Raw genomic sequence first — 18,879 nt, 5'->3', positions numbered from 1 at the left:
GAGCCTATCGGAGAAGTCGGGTACACGTCAAAAAAGCTATTCCCGTGTGTCCGATAAAGGAATAGCTTTTCGTATTATGGAGCCCGTCAGGACGCTTGCGGTTCGGTATAGCCCGACTGAAATTCGTACGCGCCGACTGCCTTTAATTTACGGCGGGGACGGCCCCGTTGACAGCCGTTAGCGCATAGGCCTCAAGCGCAGCCTGAACCGCTTCGCCCGCCGGAACCTTGCAGCCGTACCGAAGCAAGGTCGCTTCGAGCGCACCGAGGGTGTGCAGCACATTTTTTTTGCTGCAGCTGAAGCCCATCGTTCCGATTCTCCATATTTGTCCTTTCAACGGGCCGAACGAGCTGGCGATTTCAATGCCAAAATCATCAAGCAGCATGCTGCGGACCTCCTCCCCGTCCACTTCTTCCGGGATGAGAATACAGGTTACTACCGGAAGCTTGCAGGACGGGTCGCCATATAGCGACAGCCCCATTGCTTGAATCCCCGCGACCAGCGCCCTCTCATGATACTTGTGACGGGCTGCCCGCTCCGGCAAGCCTTCCTCCAGCGTCAGCCTGACGCCTTCGCGCAGCGCATACAGCATGGACGTCGCTTCCGTGTGATGATTCAATCTTGCTGGGCTCCAATAATCCTGAAGCTGGCTCAGGTCGAAATAGTTGCTGCGGATTGCCGTACTATCCATAGCGGTGGATAAAGCCGGATCGCGCAGTCCGCGCTCGATTTTTTTGCGTTTTAACAGCTTCGACTCGGCTCTGTCGTTGTAAGTGATAGGCGCCATGCCCGCCGGAACCGACAAGCATTTCTGCGTGCCGCCGATCACCGCATCCAGCATCCATTCGTCGGTCTTGATCTCGACGCCGCCGACGGTAGCGACAGCATCGACGACAAGCAGCGCTCCCAGCTCCCGACAAGCTTTGCCGATCCCGTCAAGCGGCTGCATGCAGCCCGTCGAGGTTTCGCCGTGAACCATCGCCACGAGCGACGGCCCGGTTTCCCGTATGCGCCCGATAATATCGGCCGGCTCGAATACGGCGCCCCACTCCCGCTCCATCGTGATCACTTCCGCGCCGCATCGCTCGGAAATTTCCACCAGCAGATGGCCGAAGCGGCCATATATCGGAACCAGCACCCGATCGCCCGGTTCAATTAAGCTGGTCAGCAGCGCTTCGATTCCGGAACGCGAAGAGCCGTCGATCGGGTAGGCCCGCCGGTTGTTCGTTTGGAACAGCTGCCTCAACATTTCCATCGTTTCATTCATCAAATGCGTAAATTCCGGATCGAACTGCCCCAAAATCGGAAATGACATCGCCCGTAAAACGCGGGGATCGACCTCTACCGGACCCGGGGTCATGATCGTTCGTAAAGACGGGGCTAAATCTCTGTACTTGTTCATATCGTTCCCCCCTGGTTCTTTTCCTATATATTACCGGTAAGCGAGCGAATGAAGCAAATCGGCCAAAACCGCAATGCCCGCGCCAAGCTGCTCCGGCTCCGTATGCTCATCCGGCGAATGGCTGATCCCGGCTCGGCTCGGTACGAATATCATAGCCGTCGGGCAAACCGCAGCAAACAATTGGGCGTCATGTCCGGCGCCGCTGTACATGCTTCTGAAACTTAAGCCGCGCGCGCGGCAGCTGCTTTCTCCTGCCGCCGCCAATTCCGCATTCATCGGGATCGGCGCCGCCGTCATCCAGCGCCGGCTTGTCAAGGAGAGGCCGGAACGTCCGGCCAAGCGCTCCAGCCGCTTCTCGATCGTCCGGCAAAACAGGTCCAGCTCGGTAGGATCGGGATGGCGGGCATCCATTGTGAAATGGACGTGTCCGGGCACCACATTGGATGCCCCGGATACGACCGTCAGCTGCCCGACGGTAGCGACCATAGGGTCCCCGAACTTGACCGCCTCCTCCCGAACCGCCAAAATCATCTCGCTTGCCCCGCACAAGGCGTCCTGCCGGTCGCCCATCGGCGTCGTGCCGGCATGGTTTGAAACGCCGGTTACTTCAAATGTAAACCGCTGCTGGCCTACGATGCCTTGAACGATGCCGACCGCGCAGCGTTCGCGCTCCAGCACGCTGCCCTGCTCAATGTGAAGCTCCACAAACGCTTCCCAATCGTTGCGGCCAGCCGGTTCGAACCGGTTCAGCCCGAAGCCGGCCGCATGCATCGCATCCGCCAGCGTCACGCCATCGGCGTCCCGGACCGGCGGGGGGTTATCCGCCGAATATATCCTGGTTGCGTTGCCCGATCCCCAGAAGGTTAACGGGAACCGGCTGCCTTCCTCTTCGGCGAAAGCAACGATCTCGATCGAACGCAGCGGCTGGCCGTAGCGCTCTCTCAAGTAAGCCGCGGCAATCAAGCCTGCGATAATGCCGTAAGCGCCGTCATAGCGGCCGCCGTGAAGCACGGTATCGATATGGGAGCCGGTCAGAACGGCGCGGGAATCCGGCTGCTTGCCTGCCAGCCGACCGAACAGATTGCCGGCCTCGTCATAATAAGGCTCGAAGCCAAGCTGCAGCATGCGCCGGCTCAACGCCGTTTGCGCCTGCTGCCATTCCGGGCTGTACAGAAGCCTTGTGACTCCTCCATCCGTCTCGCCGCCGAACTGCGCCAGCCAATCCAGCATGTCGACGGCTTGCCAAGCAAAGCGGCGGATCAGCTGTTCGCCGGAAGCATCGGCAGGCGACGATGCATCTGTTGCAGCTGTCGATAAAGGCATCTCGGCTGAATGCACGGATGCTAGCTGGTGCTGTACCGTACCTGTCTTTATCGGCGGTGTCGGCATCGGCTGCGCCTCTACCGCCGACGTCTCCAGCGGCCCCGTCATCCGGTTTGCTTCCCGGGCATCGTTTCGTTCCAGATAAATCCCCCCTTATCTCCATACGATCCGGCCGGTCATCGGTTTAATACCGATAGCGGAGCCATTTCCCGTCTCCCTTCATGCTGTCATCTGCACTTGCGGCAGAGTAATCATCTGTGCGGGCATCGTCTGAATTGTACAAATATACGAAATTTCCCCTCAAAACCGTTGCGCTTACCCGGCAGCCCATTATCCGGCCTGTGTAAGGACTGTAGGCATGGCGCTGCTTTAAATGCTCGGCGCTCAGCTTGTAGGGACGATTCAAATCTATAATCGCGAAGTCCGCGTCCGCCTGCAGAGCGATCTCCCCCTTCCGCGGATGCAGTCCGAACCGCTCCGCCGGGCGGAGGGAGAGCAAGCTGCATAAAAACGGTAGGGACAATCCCCGTTTCAAATGACCTTCGCCGATCATCAGCTCGAACGTGCTCTGGGCGCCGGCGATGCCGCCCCATGCGTCGAAAAAGCGATCCGCCCGCTTCAATTCAGGCGGACTTGGCGAATGGTCGGACGCAATGAGATCGATCCTGCCGTCCGCCAAAGCCTGCCACAGCTTATCCCGCTCCTCCGCGCTGCGTAAAGGAGGAGCGCATTTGGCAACCGCGCCGAGGCTGACCGTGTCTGCCTCGGTTAACGTCAAATAATGCGGGCACGTCTCCAATGTTACGTCGAGCCCCCGGTCTTTGGCCGCCTGGATCAGCTCCACGGCAGCTGCGCTGCTGATGTGGACGAAATGCAGCGGGCAGCCCGTCCGCTCAGCCATGAGCAGCGCCCGCCGCACCGCTTCGCACTCGGCGGCAATGGGCCGCGAGGCGGCATAATCGAGCGCGCCCGTAAGTCCCTCGGCAGCCGCCTGCCGGGCCAGCCTGACCGTCATCGCCTCGTCCTCGGCGTGCAGCGCAAGCACGCGGTTCAGCTTGGCGATCCGCTTCATCCCTTCCAGCAGCGCTTCGTCATCGACGCGCTGAAAGCGGTCCTCGCCTTCGCCGCCCGGCTCGGACATGAAGGCCTTGAAGCCGATGACTCCGGCTTCGGCAAGTGGCGCCAGCTGGTCCGCATTGCCCGGGACCAGCCCGCCCCACAAAGCATAATCGACTCTGGAGCGTCCCTCGGCCGCCTCCAGCTTGCGTTTCAGCGCGGTTATCGATACGGTGGGCGGCAGCCCGTTCAGCGGCATATCCATGTATGACGTACAGCCTCCGGCCGCCAAGGCGGCGGATCCGGTTGCAAAGCCTTCCCAATGTCCCATTGCAGGCTCATTAAAATGCACATGCGCATCGATCATCCCCGGCAGCACATGCTTGCCTGCCGCTTCGTAATGCCGTTCGGCCGCCTCGTCGGCCAAGCTCTCCTCCAAGCGGACGACCGTGCCATCCTTGACCCCGATATCGAGCCGCAGGACTTCGCCTCGCAATACGACATGGCCTCCGGTAATTTTCAAATCCAGCACAGGCCTCTCCTCCTTCTTGCAGACAAACGTCGACGATCAGCTGCCCCGATACGTGCTGTATCCGCCTGGAGCGATCAGCAGCGGGATATGATAATGCTCCTCCGTGCTGCCGATGCGAAACCGGATCGGAACAGCCTCCCATAAGCCCGGCGGCTCCAGCTCCTGCAATTGCCCCCGGCTCCGGCTCCGGTAATACTCGCCGACTTCAAACAGCAGCTCGTAAGTCCCCGTCTCCATGCTGCCGCCGTTCAGCAGCGGTTCGTCCAGCCGGCCGTCGCGATTCGTCACCGCCTCGGCGAGCTTGACGGCGCCGTCTGCTTCCGACAGCCGGTACAGCGTCAGACGCATCCCTTGCGCCGGCCGCCCGGCGGACAGCTCCAGAACATGGGAGGTCAGCCGCCCGCTCATTTCGATTCCGCCGCTGCGGCGGCCTCCTGCACCCGCTTCGCCGCCTGCAGATCGCTCCGGGTCATGGAGAAGCCCTGGAAGCCGTATGGCGGTCGCGGCTCGGTGTAGACTCTGCCCTCAGAGCCCGGAACCTGCTCAACGATCGTTTCCCAGGTCCGGTTATTCGATTCGAACCATACTTTGCCGAGCTGCGGGTACCGCTCAAGAATGCGCAGACCGACATCGTAAATTAACTTTTGGATGGACGGGCTGTTCAGTTGATGAAACAGCGTGTGGGTAATATCGCTGATCTGCTCCGCGGGCACATAACGTTCCGCTTCTTCCAGCAGCGCATCTCCATAATCCGCGTATTCCCAGCCGATATTTAAATAAATATATAAAGGGCGGTCGAAGCTTTCGGCCAGCGTCGTGTATTCGTCACGCACAAACCCGGCAAACATGCTGCCTTTGACTTTGATCAGATGCAGGTTGGACAGCTTGGCGGATTGCCCGACGATCCGGTAGCCGTTTTCGCCGCGTTCCATCCTAAAGGTATACACACCGCTTTCGTTGCGGGAATGACGATACACAAGTCCGCTTTCCTGAAACGGAGTCTCATCGGACGGGACGAGTACCGGATCGAACGGAATGCGTTCGGCCGACAGCTCAATGCCTGTCAAATGCGTATATTTATCCATGAAAACAGTCGCCATAAACTGTAAATACGACTCCACCGTACTTCCCGTAAAATCGGCCGTACGCCGCAAAATAAAATTTTTCATCGAATCGGTCGCAACGACCAGCGTGTTATCTCCTTCCGAAAAAGAGGACAGGAGAGCATCCGCCCATACGGTAATTTTGACGTTCAACGCGAAAACGACATTGTCCGTTCCGGTAAAAGCGGATTCCGGAATCGGCTGAACGTGCAGCGGTTTAACGAATGTACGATAAACAAGGACATCCCCTTTTCCGTAATGCATGGTGCGTTTGATTGAATTATGCTCCATCATTGCTCTCCTCCTCCAATGGAATCAAATCATTGAGCCGAAAACGGGTAATAGCGGCGATTTGATTCAGCGCTTGCCGCTTTTCCTCCTCGCGATCCAGCGTCAGCCTATGCTTCATCGCTTCCAAAATCGCTTCCTTCGATTTGCCTTTGACGGCGATGATAAAAGGAAACCCGAACCGCTGCGTATAAGCCTGGTTGCAGGCGCTGAATTCGGCAAACTCGTCGGCTGTCAGCTCCGATAGCCCGGCTCCCTTTTGCTCGTTGACCGACAGCTCGCTCATGCGCAGCCGCGCCCCTAAATCCGGATGAGCCCTGATCAGCCCGAGCTTTTCCTCCTCGCAGGCCTCGTCTACAATGGTCAGCATAACCGCATGCAGCTGTTCCTTGCCGGCAAATGGGCGCGAATTCCAGGCCCGCTCCGCGATCCATGGGGAATGCTCGAAAATTTCGCCCAGCGCGTCCGTAAATGACCGCCGGTCCATCAGGTTCAATTGTCGGATCGCGTAGGTTTTCATGATCGGGACTCCTTCTCCTGTTCCGCAGCCGCAATCTGTGCTGCCGGGCGGCTCATTTTTCGTACGGCCGATTCAGCCGCGCGCAGGATGCCGCCATAGCCCGTACACCGGCACAGATTGCCGGACAGACCGTCCGCAAGCTCATCCTGGGTCGGCTCCGGGTTATGCTCCAGCAAGCCGGCAAGCGAAATGACCATGCCCGGCGTACAGTAGCCGCATTGAAAGCCGCCTTCCTCCAAAAAAGCCTGTTGAACGGGATGCAGCTTTTCCCCGTCGGACAGTCCCTCGATGGTGACGACCGACCGGCCCTCCAGCTGGTAAGCCATCAGGAGGCATGCATTAACGGGCTGGCCGTCGAGTAAAATCATGCAAGCGCCGCATCGCCCGATTTCACAAGCTACTTTCGTCCCGGTCATTACCAAATCGTCCCGCAGCAGATCGATCACGCGGCGGGACGGCGATACGTCAAGCTTCATCGGCCTGCCGTTGATCCTCAGCGACAGCATATGACCCGGTACCCGTTGAATCATCAGCGTTCCCTCCCATCCATCCGAACGGCTCCGATATAAGATCCCCGGGCGCAATCGGCAGCTTCCGAACCCGCACGCCTACAGCGCTGTGAACGGCGGCGGCAATGGCGGGCGCTACGGCAACCGTGCCGATTTCGCCTACGCCCCTTGGACCGAACGGATCTCCTTCCGGCAGTTTATCGATCGCATCCAACTGCAGCGCCGCCGGCATATCCTTGACGGTCGGAATCAAATACGAGTCGAAATTGTTCGTCAAATAGCGGCTATCCTTCATCACAGCGTCTTCCGTCAACGAGAAGCCGATCGCCATGCTGCTCGCCCCTTCGATTTGGCCGAGATAGCCCATCGGGTTCACCACAGGCCCGGCGGCGACGGCGTGATATTGATCCGTCACCCTGACTTTTCCGGTTAACAGATTCACTTCGACTTCTACGGCCAGAGCCGTATACGTGTATAAATAATGAGCTCCGAATATTTCATCCGGCGTTGTCGGGAAATCGAATGCAGACTCGCATTCGATCGGTGCGTCCGCGATCCGTTCCGCCAACTCGCTGTAGCTGATGACCGGACCGGAAGCAGGCTCCGTCCGCGACGCTAACCCTGCAGCTGATTCGCCGGCCGCGGCCGCGGCGCTTTTGCGCCAGATCCCACCCTGCCCTGTCTCCAGCATGCCGGCCGGGATGCCGGTCAGCCCGGAGGCCGCAGCGACCAGCTTCCGTGAAAATTCCGGCCCCATCCGCGCCAAAGCCTGCCACATCATGCTGGTTGCCCGTGAAGCCGTGCTGGAGCCGCTATGCGGCACCCGCGCCGTATCTCCAATCACGATATCGACATCGGACTTGGAGCAGCCGAAGCGCTCGATCAATAAAATTTCCAGCGTAGCGATAAGCCCTTGGCCAAATTCCTCATATCCGAAAGAGGCCTCGATCCGTCCATGTTCGTTCAGCCTGAGCCTGCCTCCGGCAGGATCGGGCAGCCCGTACCCAAGACCCGAGCCGTGCATCGCAATGGCTGCGCCCGTGCCATAACGGAGCCATGGCGGGTTGCCGCCACGGGAAATTCCGCGCCGGCCCATCAGCCGGGAGCCCGCGACCGATGCCCATACTTGCCGCGCCCCGTCCGTCGGCACGATGCGCTGTTCGAACGGACCCGGATCGCCGCTTTCGCGAAGATTGCGGCTGCGCAGCTCCCACGGGTCGATGCCGGCCGCTTCGGCCAGCCGGTCGATTTGGCCTTCCAGCGCGAAAATGACCTGATTGCCGCCGAAGCCGCGAAACTCGCCTGACACGCCGTTGTTCGTATACACCGATACCCCCTCCACGGATACGTGTGGAATCCGGTAGGGTCCCTGCGCATGCTCGGTAGCAAAATTCAGCACGGGAGCGCCCAAAGTCGCATATGCCCCCGTGTCCGCCGTGATGCGAACCGAATGCGCCAGCAGCTTGCCGTTCGCGTCAATGCCCGTTCGCATCGTGACGGTCATCGGATGGCGCTTCAAGCCGGCGCGAACCGACTCCATGCGCGATTGATGCAGCTTGACCGGACGGCCGCTTGCGAGCGCCAGCAGCGCGCCGTAAGGCTGCACATTCAATTCATCCTTGCCGCCGAACGAACCGCCGATCGGACTGGATACGACGCGAATGTCGGATTCCGGGATAGCGAGAATGCGCGACAGCTGCATTCTGTCCTTGTAGCCGTGCTGCGTAGGCGCAAATACCGTCAGCCCCCCGCCGATCTCCGGGACGAACAGCCCTCCCTCCGTTTCCATATAGGCGTGCATTTGGCGCGGCGTACAGTACGAGTTCTCTGTCACATAAGCGCAGTCTGCAAAAGCATCCTCCGCCCGCCCACGTTTATATTCCGTCCGGTGAAGCACATTGCCGTTCGGATGCAGCTTGGGAGCGTCCGGACGCAATCCGGCTTCGGGACTGTCGATTACCGGGAGCGGCTCATAGACTACATTTATTAAAGAAAGCGCATATTCCGCAAGCTCCTTGCTCTCCGCCGCTGCGGCGGCGACCGCATCGCCGATATAACGGACGCGATCCTGGCACAGCACCGGCTGGTCGGGGGTCGCAATACCGAACAAATTCATGCCAGGCACATCCCGGTGCGTGACAACCGCATAAACGCCGGGGAGCTGCTCCGCGCGCTTCGTATCTATGCTTAAAATGCGGGCATGCGGATGCTCGCTGCGCAAAATGGCGCCATAGGCCATATCCGTCAGGCTCATATCCGTCAAATACGTCAGCCGGCCCGCTACTTTATCCAATCCGTCGGGGCGGGTATGCCACCTCGCTCCGGCTGTTTGTTTATCCAGCAGCATCGCACTCCCACCTTTCTCATCGGCTGCCGCCGGGAATCCGGCTCCACAGCGCCGCTGCAATCAGATTAGCGGCCGCCTGCCGCCGGTACGCATTGGAGGCGAAAGCGTCCGCTCCTCCGTCCCAATGCTCTATGATCCACGCATGTACGGATTGAATCAGCCGCAAGCTCAATCTTTGTCCTTGAAGCAGCGCTTCCGCCCCCGTCAAACGAATGGCCGAAGCGGCGGCGCTGCCTGCTGCCAGCCGGATATGCAGCAGCTTGCCGTCCGGATCGGAACGGAAAGCTCCGGCAACGATCGCGACCGAGGGGCAAAACGTTTCCCTTCTGCCCAGCTTTTCATAAAATTGAAACTCCGTTTCCGTCTCCTCCGGAATAACGACCTCAACGAGCAGACGCTGTTCTATGAACGCGTTGTGCAGCCGCCTTTGCGCAAGCCAATCGGCTGCCGATTGGAGTATCGTGCCCTGCCCGTCAAACCAAGCCAGCCGGGCATCCGCCGCCAAAAGCGCGGGGAGCGTGTCGCCTACAGCCGACATGATGTTGCCGCCGATGGTTCCGACATTGCGGATGGAAGGTGCGGCGATCTGACGGCAGGCCGCCTTCAGCAGTTCGGGAACTTCCGGGTCGCGCTGGCAGGCTGACAATGCGGCCGCCGAACCGATGCGAATATGTCCCCGATCCGATTGAATGCGGCGCAATTCCGGGAGAAATTGCAGACTGACGAGATGGGGCGGCATCGCTGCCGTTCCCGATTCCCAGTGCGTTCTGAGCAGCGTGCCTCCGGCAACAAATACCGCCTGCTCCGCAAGCCGCTGCTTGAGCTGCCACGCCTCCGACAATGTACGGGGCTGCCACACGTAGCTTTGAAATTCCGGATTCGGATACAATCCCGCCGCCATGAGAATCTCCCCCTTTTTCCTTCGCCATAAGCTGTATTCAAAGGCTGTTTCCGCTGCGCGGCTTTTACCGCTCTACCGTTACCGCATTTACCCCCTTTTCCGGTTGTGCTGCCTTTGCATCTCCTGGCAGCTGGTATTTAAACTATACAAATGCGTCACATGCGCGTCAACAAACATAACAAACATTCGTATCCCATAACAAATTGAGCCGATTTTTTTGTGATTCATGCATGATTTTTTAAATTCCTGTTACATAAAATAACATGTTTTTTTAAAAAACGACCTTACCCGCAGAGCATCCCCCCGCTTACCGCCGCAGCCGAGCCGGGTCGAAAGCTTCGAATCCCCCATACGCCGGCTTTGATCCGCCGCCAAATAAATGCCTGCCGCCTTGCTGCCCGCGGACGTTTCTCCTTTCTACCGGTGTCAGCATCCTGCGCTTCACCGCTATAAGCTGTGCCGCCGCGCTGATTGCGATTTCCTCCGGCCCTTCCGCACCTATCGGCAGCCCGACCGGATAATGAAGCCAGGCGGGCGGCATTCGCCCTTCCAGTATGCGGGCAGCCCGGGTTTTCGATCCGAGCAGGCCTACATAACGAGGCGCCAAAGGCCATAGCAGCTCCAGACATTGACGATCACGCTCCAGCTGATGGCTCATAATGACAACATAGTCGGCACTGCCGATCTGCAGCTTTTCCATGCATTCGACAGGCGATCCGATCACGAAGTCGCAGCTGTCCGGAAACTTGCCGCTGCAGCATAACGCTTCGCGCCAATCCGCTACGACCACCTGGAATCCGGCCTTTGCAGCAAGCGCCGCCAGCGGCTCCGCATCGCTGCCGGCTCCGAACAAAATCAATCGCGGACGCGGCTCGCAATATATTTCGACCGACATGGCTCCGGCCGCAGCGTGCAGCGCCTGATTTTCCGTCAGCTCGACCTTGTGGCTTACATGCCCGTCGCCATCCCATTGCCGCCTCCACAGGCAGGCGTTTCCGTCGTCCAAGCTGCGCTTTACCGATGACATCACTTCTTGCAGCCGCTCATCGACGGGCTCCAGCAGCACATGAATCGCTCCGCCGCAGCCTACCGCTTCCCCCCAACCCAAATCATCGGTATTCCGCATGTCATATTCGATGTATTGCGCCTCCCCGCAGACGAGCGTATCCGCTACCCGCTCCGCCAAATCCGCCTCCAAACAACCGGGGCTGATCCCGCCGAGCTTCTCTCCATCGTTGAACAGCAGCATCGACGCTCCCAGCTTGCGATAAGCATGCCCCTGTACCTTTACAATCGTAGCCAGCGCCGATTCACGGGTTGTTCGTTCCATAACCCAGCGGCCCAGCAGCTCATGGAAATCCATATAACCACCGCTTTCGTTGTTGTCGTTTATGTTCATCCCGTACCGTATTGCAAACCAAGCTCGCCAAGCTCCGCCTGTCTACGGATTCGTCCCGCGCTTCTCCTCTACCATCCTGCGAAAAACAAAAGCGAGCTTCAAGCGCAGCAAATCGTCGATTTTTTTAAAATCGACGCTCAGCATCTCGCCGATTTTTTCCAGCCGGTAAGCGGCCGTGTTGCGATGCACAAACAAATGCTTGGCAGCTTCGTTCACCTGACCGTCATGCTCCAAAAACAGTTCCAGCGTCCGCAGCATTTCCTGCGAATAATCCGGATCCTTGGCCAGCAGCTCCGACAAAACCTCATCGCTGTAAGCCTTCATCTTTTCCGGAGTCACATGCTGGAATACATAAGCCAGCTCGATCGATCCGAACTGCACAATGCGGTCGCTCATCCCCAGTCTTTCCGACAATTTCAATGCGTCCGAGCATTCCGTATACGCCTGGCGGAGCAGCTCCGGCTTCGATTTTTTAGAACTGACGGAGAGCCGGATTTGCGAAATGATACCTTTGTTCACGATATATTCGAAGCAACGGGACAAGAGACCCGCCAGCTTCCCCGCATTGTCGAACGCATCCGCCCGGAATATCGAGAACACGCCTTCCTCAACCACGAAATGAACAACCTCCAAGTCGCGAAAAACAGGATTGTACGCAAACTCCTCGCGAACTTCCTGGAAAAACTGTTTACTCCGTCCTTCCCGGTCGGAAGTGGACAGCTTCGTCAGCACGCATTGGTAGGCCCGGTCCAGCACTCGAACGCCCAGATGATCCGCGTAGTCCACCAGCATGTCGATCGGCGCAAGTTGATTTAAATATCGGGCAAACAGTTCTCCCAAATCTTTATTTAACGACTGTTCGAGCGCGTCTCTGAAAATGTAGCTCATATGGTGTGCAATCATCTCTGCCGTCTGGTGGAACAGCCCTTCCTCTTCCTTTAAATGAAGCGCCCCGTGCGGGAAAAACAATACCGTTCCGATACATTCCTGCTTATATTCAAGCGCTATCCGGTAATAGCCTCCATATTCCATCCGCTCCCATTGATCCTGTTGACGCCATGGCCACTCCTTCAACAGCTGTCCGTCGGGATGGGACGAAGCGTTGAACACCATCTGTCCCCGCGAGCTGACCACGGCAAACGGATATCCGATAATAGCCAGCACCTTGCTGAAAAAATCCGTTTCGAACCCCGACTTCAGCGCGAACTGCATCAGCTTTTTTTGCTTCTCCAGCAGCTTGTGAAGCGATTTTGTGTTGCGCTCCATCTCGGCATAAAACAACCCGCTCATCTGATCGGAAAACGTAAATTGAAACGGGAGCTCGATCAGCGGAAACTGCAGCCGGTCCGCCTCCTCGACGATCGGCTCGGGAATATGCGTCCAGAAACGCCCGAGCTTGACGCCTAGTCCGGCGGAGCCTCTGGCATCCAGCTTGCGCAGCAGCCCGACGGCCTCCTCCGGATGATCCTTCATCAGATATGCGGTGGTGAACAGCATCTCGCCTTCCTTGATCCACTCCGTTATATCCGGAGCGTCCATCACATTGACCGATTTAACGATGCGCGAGGAGCCGTCCTTCCCGGCAATCAACCGCCCTTCGGACAGCGGATAAATGCTCATCGCCTGTTCAACTGTAATGTTCATTCGCAGCTCCCCTCTCCCAAAGTGGAATGCTTCAATATTATACGGACACGGAGGCAATAATTACGTTAGATTATATAACATTATATTCACATATTTCCAAAATAACAATGGATCGTTGTGGAAAAAAGACAAAAATTATAATAAAATCGCCTTATACTTTCCTTTTATTGGGTATTATTTCAAAATGGGTGGTCGATTTTCAATTTAAATGTTATATAACATTACACATTATTAACATATTGCCAGCAATTGAAGTCGGTTGAAAAAGTATTTTGTTCCTAGAGGATTCAAAGTCTAAAGAACGTCAATAAAGCGAAGCAGCAAGATTAATTACGTTGGTTAAGGCATTTCGTGGAGAGTTTAGCGTGGTGAACTGTAATTGATTCGCAATAGCCCGAAACGGTGCGCAACCGATTTCGACAATCCATTCTCAGCGCGCTGCATCGCTATATCGGCTCGCTGCAGCAACACCAGTATCAATGACAAGCCGAAAAAAACGCCCGGTTCGTTTGTGGGAACCGGGCGGCTCGTTTTCGTTCTGCATCCGTTTTACCAGGAAAGCGATAAGCTGGTTGCCGGAGGCAGAGTTTCGGCAATGATGCGGCCGCCGCTTACGACATACCGGCATTCCGGCTGCCGGCGAAGAAGATCCGCCGCATCGGAAACCGGCAGGAGAACGAAGCTGGCCGGTCTGTTTGCTTCCAGCCCGTACGTTTCTCCAAGACAGAGCGTCCTTGCCGCCCGAACCGTAATCATCCGCACCAGCTCGGCCAGCTCCTCGCGGCCGGTCATATGGGCAAGATGCGCCGCGATATGGGCGGCCTGCAGCACACTGCCGGTGCCCAGCGGATAAAACGGGCTCTGGATATCGTCATGGGCAATGCTGACATTGATGCCCGCCTGCCACATCTCCTTAATCCTCGCGATGCCGCGCCCTTTCGGAGCGCCGTCCAGCCTGCCCTGCATCGCACTGTTAATGAGCGGGCAGCATACGACATTGATCCCCGAGCGGACAAGCAGCCCGAGCAGCTTGCGAAAATACGCCTCGCCATAATAGGCGGTCGCGTTCGCATGGCTTGCCGTCACCCGCTCCCGCAAGCCGGTCGTCATCGCCAAATGCGCAACCGTCTCGATAAACGTGGAGTGGGCATCATCGATTTCATCGCAAAAAACATGTACGAAGCAGCCATGCTTTTCGGCAAGCCGGAAGCATACATCTAGCGAAGCCAACCCTTCCTCGCGGGTCGGCTCCAAATGCGGAACCGCGCCGATTCCGTCGGCCCCAAGCTCAAGCGCCTCCTCCAGTCGGCGTTCGTTGTCCGGGCAGGCCCGGATTCCGTCCTGGGGAAATGCGATCACCTGCAGCCGGACAAAAGGCTTCACCCGTTCCCGCAGCTCCAGCAGCGCACGCAGCGCCACCAAATCAGGGTCCGAGATGTCAGCCTGCGTACGGACATGCAAGATTCCGAAAGCCGCTTGCCGACGGAGCACCTCTTCCGCCCTCCGCCTCACATCGTCCGTCGTCAGGCTCAGCTTGCGCCGCTGCCACAGCCCGATGCCTTCGAACAGTGTGCCGCTTTCATTCCACGCAGGCTCTCCGGCGGTCAGCACCGTATCAAGATGAATGTGCGATTCTACAAAAGGCGGCAGAGCCATTAGGCCGCTGCCGTCGATTTCCCGCTCTCCGGTTCCCGGCGGAACTGCGCCGAGCACCGCAAGCCTGCCTTCCCGTACGCCGATATCGGCCGCAGCCTGCGTTCCATCGGCCCGGGGAACAAGCACATTTCGAAATACGAGATCCAACATAAGCCCACCTTTTCCCCCATCCGTTAGTTAGCTGCGCTATGTTCCCATTAGTGCCATGATTAGTGCCATCTTCTCATTAGTTGTCGCGGCTCATTTCCGATTCATGCCACGAGCTCAACACCCACTTGGAAAATGCGTTCACGAGTAAAAAGAACCCGATGCCGAGCACCGACGCCGACAAACCGCAGGCGAATAAATACGCCGTTTTCAACCGGGCCGCCGCATACGTAATCGCATAACCGAGACCTCCGGCGTCGCCGCCGATTCCCGCAATATATTCTCCGACAATCGCCCCGATGACGCAAAGCGTACACGATATTTTCAAACCCGCCACAATATAAGGGAGCGCTGCCGGAATGCGCAGCTTCCACATCGTCTGAAACGGATTCGCATTATACAAATAAAATAAATTGCTCATGTTATGATCCGTCGCATTAAGACCGATCAGCGTGTTCGACAGCATCGGGAAGAAGCCGATCAGGAAGGCGATGATGACAATCGCGTTCATCCCTGCGTCGAACCAGATGACAATCAGCGGAGCTATCGCCACGATAGGAATGGTTTGCAATATAATCGCATATGGATATACGCTTCGCTCGATCATTTTGGAGCTGGCCAGCAATATCGCGCCGGCCACTCCGAGCAGCACGCTCAGAAAAAAGCCGATCACCGCCTCAATCGTCGTGGTCGATACCGAAACCCACAGATCGTACCGGTTCTCAATGGCCGCATTGACAATATCCGACGGCTTCGGTACGAGATACACCGGAATATTCAGCATTGCGACAAGCAGCTGCCAACCCCCGATGAATACGATAAACGCGACCACCGGCGGAAGCACCCTTTTGACAAGAGCATGAAGAGCGCCGCCCTTAAATACTCCTTCCTCCATCCGGTACGTCCAAGCCGCTCGCTCGCGCGCCGGATATATCTCATCTTCAAACAGCTGGGCATAAGCTTTATCCATCGCCATAACCATTCTCCTTCCGCTTAGACGTCGTAAATAATTTTGCCCGGATTGAGCAGGCCCTGCGGGTCGTTTACACGTTTTCTGCGCTCCATACTCCCCACTTCACCGCGGCCGCCGTTATCGAGCACCCATGTGTGAGGGTCGAAAATTTTGACTCCGATCGATTCGCAGTAATGAATGATTTCGTAGAGCCTTTCCTCGCTTTTATAAAAAACGAGCGGCAGAGCTGTCGGTATCACTCGGCCTCCGCCGCGGACCCATTCAAAATGGAACAGCACTTCATCCCCGAACCGGTCTTTGATCATCCGGATTTGTCCGATATAATCGGCAGGGTCGAACCCCGCCTGCAAATACGTAAGCGACGCATCCGTCTTCATCGCCCACAATGTCGTATGATTCCAGGTAAAGTCCGATACGCCGATCGTTTTTCGGTATTTTTCCGGTCCGACCGCATAACCGATTTGTCCGCCATAGCTCTGTGCAAGCGCCTCGACCTGCGGCAGCAGACCGTCGGCGATTTCCAGCATGACCGCCGCCATATCCGGCATAATCGATTTGATCAACGGCGTGAAATACGAAGGGACCGGCCATTCCATCGGACTGATCAACCGTTTATGGACGGCTCCATCCTTCGCTAACGCTTCGCCAAAACGCATCGACGATTCAAAGGAAGGAAACTGGGCAATCAGCTGCATCCACTCCGTACGCGGAGCAAGCGGAACCGTAACCTCGGTCATAATGCCGGTCGTTCCGTAATTATGGATATAATCGTACAGCTCTTTGCCGGCTACAACGAGACGGCGCGGCGTCTCTTCCATCGTATAGATGACCGCCTCCAGCACATTGCCGTCCCACAAATTGCCGTAGGTGATCGATCCGATACCGCCGGAGCCGCCGCTGACAAAGCCGCCCACCGTCGCCTTCACATACGTGCTCGGATAAATGCGGATTTCCTGTCCGGCTTCGCGCGCCGTTTTATCCAGAACGCCCAGCCGCACGCCGCATTGCACGCGGGCATAGCCGTCGCCGATTTCCATAATTTGATCCATCCGGCTCAAATCCATCACAATGCCGCCCTTGAGCGGAACCGCCTGACCGTAATTTCCCGTACCCGCTCCGCGCACCGTAACCGGAATGCGATAGCGGTAACCGAAGGCGAGCACGGCGGCAACCTCGGCCTCGCTGCGCGGGAGCGCGACGCCATCGGCCGGTTTATTCCCTTTCAACCGGTTATCGAGCACCGGCGAATACCAGTAATAATCCTTGGACAGCTTCTCCCTCGTCTCCACATCGAACGCGATAATCTCCTCGCCCAGCAGCTTGATTATCTCTTGTTCCCAGCTCAATTCAGCAGCCATCGGCTCTCACTCCTTTTCTTAATGGTGCAGGGCGGCGGATACTTTGCGAACAAGCTCGTTAAACCGGGGTGCCGTCCGGAACTCGTCGTCCCGCGGAAACGGAACCGGAATGTCGAGCGTCGCCGCTATTTTACCGGGGCGCGCCGTCATGACAACGACGCGGGTGGACAAAAACACCGATTCAAACACATTGTGGGTAACAAAAAGCACAGTCATCTTTTTATCCTGCTGCCAAATATTGAGCAGCTCGTTCTGCAGTGTCTGCCGCGTAATCTCGTCCAATGCGCCGAACGGCTCATCCATCAGCAGCAGCTTGGGCCTCGAAACGAGCGCCCTTGCAATGGACACGCGCATTTTCATCCCGCCGGACAGCTGTCGCGGCAGCACCTTCATGTAATCTTTCAGGCCGACCATCTCGAGGACGCGCTCCGCTTCGATTTTTTGCGTTTTTTTATCGACGCCGCGAAGCTCAAGCGGCAGCCGAACATTCGATTCGACAGTCGACCACGGAAGCAGCGTATGATCCTGGAACACGAAGGAAATGTCGCTCTGCTTGCGCGCCTCCTTGGGCGTCGTGCCGAACACGTCCAGCGTGCCGCCGCTCGGCGAGCTGAGGCCGGTAATGATTTTAAAAATAGTCGATTTACCGCAGCCCGACGGTCCGACAAAGCATAAAAACTCGCCTTCGTGGATCGTCAAATTCACATCATGCAGAGCAACCGTTCCATTCGGATATGTTTTGGACAAATTTTCCATACGTACAAACCCGCTTTTCACCGCTTCCTCTATCGCCGGCGCCATAACACCGGCCGCCTCCGCTTCGTGCCGCATTCGCCTTCATCTCCGTTCGTCCGATTTTGTAGATGCTCTCAGCCGCCATCAGTCATGCTTGAACGATTCCATATCAAATCGGGCCATTTCCAGCAGTGCGGCAGCCACATGCTCGCCATACCGCTTCACCATCGCTTCGCCTTTCTCTGCGGTCGCCCTGGAGGCGTCGCCGGAAATACCGGATCGCGACAAATCGTTCATAACCCATGCGAAAGCCTTGTTGCGCAGCTGAAGGAACCGGGATTCCGGAAAACGCGGAAATTCCGCCGGCGCCAGCTCCATACGCACCCAATCCGGTTGCGCCGCCAGCACAAGCGACGTCTCCACATCTCCGCCGTGAATACCGTACTTCTTTTCATCCGGAGCAATCCATTCATCCACCGAACCGAGTCCGCCCGGATCAAGCCGAAACACAGCCATACCCGTTTCAATACGGATTTCGCGTGCCATCATATTAAGCAGATCCGCATTGCCGCCATGCGTATTGACAAGCACCAGCTTCTCGAACCGGCTCTGCCGCAAGCTTTTGGCAATATCCATGACAACCGCCATCAGCGTCGTGGCCGATAGCGAGATCGTCCCCGGATGACCGAGATGCTCCGTGCTTTTGCCATAAGGGACAGCCGGCAGCAGCCATATGTTCGCATCGTACGGCAGCTGCTCGAACGCTTCGGTTAGCACCGTTTCGGAAATCAAAGTATCGGTAAAGACCGGCAGGTGCGGGCCATGCTGCTCAACCGCGCCAACCGGCAGCACCATCAACGCGTCGTCCTTGCGGAGCTGCTCTACCTCCAACTTGCTTAAGCGGGGAAAAAAGCAGCGATCCCACGCCTTGCCCGCACCTGCGTAACGTCCATGTTTCATATCAAGCTCCTCCTTGCGTTTCTCCT

At 57.3% G+C, this 18,879-nt stretch carries 16 protein-coding genes; all 16 read right to left on the bottom strand.

What is annotated here, in order from left to right; genetic code table 11:
• Positions 1-142: 142 nt before the first annotated feature.
• Positions 143-1,402: a pyridoxal-phosphate-dependent aminotransferase family protein gene (locus E1757_RS02665; protein WP_133225261.1), complete on the bottom strand. Its 1,260-nt coding sequence runs from the start codon at positions 1,400-1,402 to the stop codon at positions 143-145.
• Positions 1,403-1,432: 30 nt separating this feature from the next.
• The gene (locus E1757_RS02660; RefSeq protein WP_246078982.1) at positions 1,433-2,833 is read right to left on the bottom strand and encodes a Zn-dependent hydrolase; all 1,401 of its coding nucleotides are present in this window, start codon (positions 2,831-2,833) and stop codon (positions 1,433-1,435) included.
• A 76-nt stretch (positions 2,834-2,909) separates the two neighbouring features.
• The gene (gene allB, locus E1757_RS02655; RefSeq protein ID WP_133225260.1) at positions 2,910-4,313 is read right to left on the bottom strand and encodes an allantoinase AllB; all 1,404 of its coding nucleotides are present in this window, start codon (positions 4,311-4,313) and stop codon (positions 2,910-2,912) included.
• A 36-nt stretch (positions 4,314-4,349) separates the two neighbouring features.
• The gene (gene uraH, locus E1757_RS02650; RefSeq protein WP_133225259.1) at positions 4,350-4,721 is read right to left on the bottom strand and encodes a hydroxyisourate hydrolase; all 372 of its coding nucleotides are present in this window, start codon (positions 4,719-4,721) and stop codon (positions 4,350-4,352) included.
• On the bottom strand, positions 4,718-5,710 hold the full coding sequence (gene pucL / locus E1757_RS02645; RefSeq protein ID WP_133225258.1) for a factor-independent urate hydroxylase: 993 nt from the start codon (positions 5,708-5,710) through the stop codon (positions 4,718-4,720). The genes uraH and pucL overlap by 4 nt, the downstream gene beginning before the upstream one ends.
• The gene (gene uraD, locus E1757_RS02640) at positions 5,697-6,224 is read right to left on the bottom strand and encodes a 2-oxo-4-hydroxy-4-carboxy-5-ureidoimidazoline decarboxylase (RefSeq protein ID WP_133225257.1); all 528 of its coding nucleotides are present in this window, start codon (positions 6,222-6,224) and stop codon (positions 5,697-5,699) included. Before uraD ends, pucL begins: the two co-directional genes overlap by 14 nt.
• Positions 6,221-6,754 (bottom strand): (2Fe-2S)-binding protein, encoded by a 534-nt coding sequence (locus E1757_RS02635; RefSeq protein WP_133225256.1) that lies wholly within the window; start codon positions 6,752-6,754, stop codon positions 6,221-6,223. Before E1757_RS02635 ends, uraD begins: the two co-directional genes overlap by 4 nt.
• Complete coding sequence (gene pucD, locus E1757_RS02630; RefSeq protein ID WP_133225255.1) at positions 6,690-9,080, bottom strand: xanthine dehydrogenase subunit D; 2,391 nt, start codon at positions 9,078-9,080, stop codon at positions 6,690-6,692. The genes E1757_RS02635 and pucD overlap by 65 nt, the downstream gene beginning before the upstream one ends.
• A gap of 16 nt (positions 9,081-9,096) precedes the next feature.
• Positions 9,097-9,981: an FAD binding domain-containing protein gene (locus E1757_RS02625; protein WP_133225254.1), complete on the bottom strand. Its 885-nt coding sequence runs from the start codon at positions 9,979-9,981 to the stop codon at positions 9,097-9,099.
• A gap of 307 nt (positions 9,982-10,288) precedes the next feature.
• Positions 10,289-11,344, bottom strand: coding sequence for an XdhC family protein (locus tag E1757_RS02620; RefSeq protein WP_165971923.1), 1,056 nt, complete (start codon positions 11,342-11,344; stop codon positions 10,289-10,291).
• Between the two features lie 78 nt (positions 11,345-11,422).
• The gene (locus E1757_RS02615; protein ID WP_133225252.1) at positions 11,423-13,024 is read right to left on the bottom strand and encodes a PucR family transcriptional regulator; all 1,602 of its coding nucleotides are present in this window, start codon (positions 13,022-13,024) and stop codon (positions 11,423-11,425) included.
• A gap of 549 nt (positions 13,025-13,573) precedes the next feature.
• On the bottom strand, positions 13,574-14,830 hold the full coding sequence (locus tag E1757_RS02610; protein ID WP_133225251.1) for an amidohydrolase family protein: 1,257 nt from the start codon (positions 14,828-14,830) through the stop codon (positions 13,574-13,576).
• Between the two features lie 76 nt (positions 14,831-14,906).
• On the bottom strand, positions 14,907-15,722 hold the full coding sequence (locus E1757_RS02605) for an ABC transporter permease (RefSeq protein WP_181956611.1): 816 nt from the start codon (positions 15,720-15,722) through the stop codon (positions 14,907-14,909).
• Between the two features lie 98 nt (positions 15,723-15,820).
• Complete coding sequence (locus tag E1757_RS02600; protein WP_133225249.1) at positions 15,821-17,158, bottom strand: FAD-binding oxidoreductase; 1,338 nt, start codon at positions 17,156-17,158, stop codon at positions 15,821-15,823.
• An 18-nt stretch (positions 17,159-17,176) separates the two neighbouring features.
• Positions 17,177-17,959 (bottom strand): ABC transporter ATP-binding protein, encoded by a 783-nt coding sequence (locus E1757_RS02595; RefSeq protein ID WP_246079021.1) that lies wholly within the window; start codon positions 17,957-17,959, stop codon positions 17,177-17,179.
• A 78-nt stretch (positions 17,960-18,037) separates the two neighbouring features.
• Entirely contained in the window at positions 18,038-18,853 is an 816-nt protein-coding gene (locus tag E1757_RS02590) for a creatininase family protein (RefSeq protein ID WP_133225247.1), read from the bottom strand.
• Positions 18,854-18,879: the final 26 nt, after the last annotated feature.

This window comes from Paenibacillus piri (assembly GCF_004354045.1).
Classification (GTDB): Bacteria; Bacillota; Bacilli; order Paenibacillales; family NBRC-103111; genus Paenibacillus_S; species Paenibacillus_S piri.
This window is presented reverse-complemented; position numbering and strand designations above follow the sequence as displayed.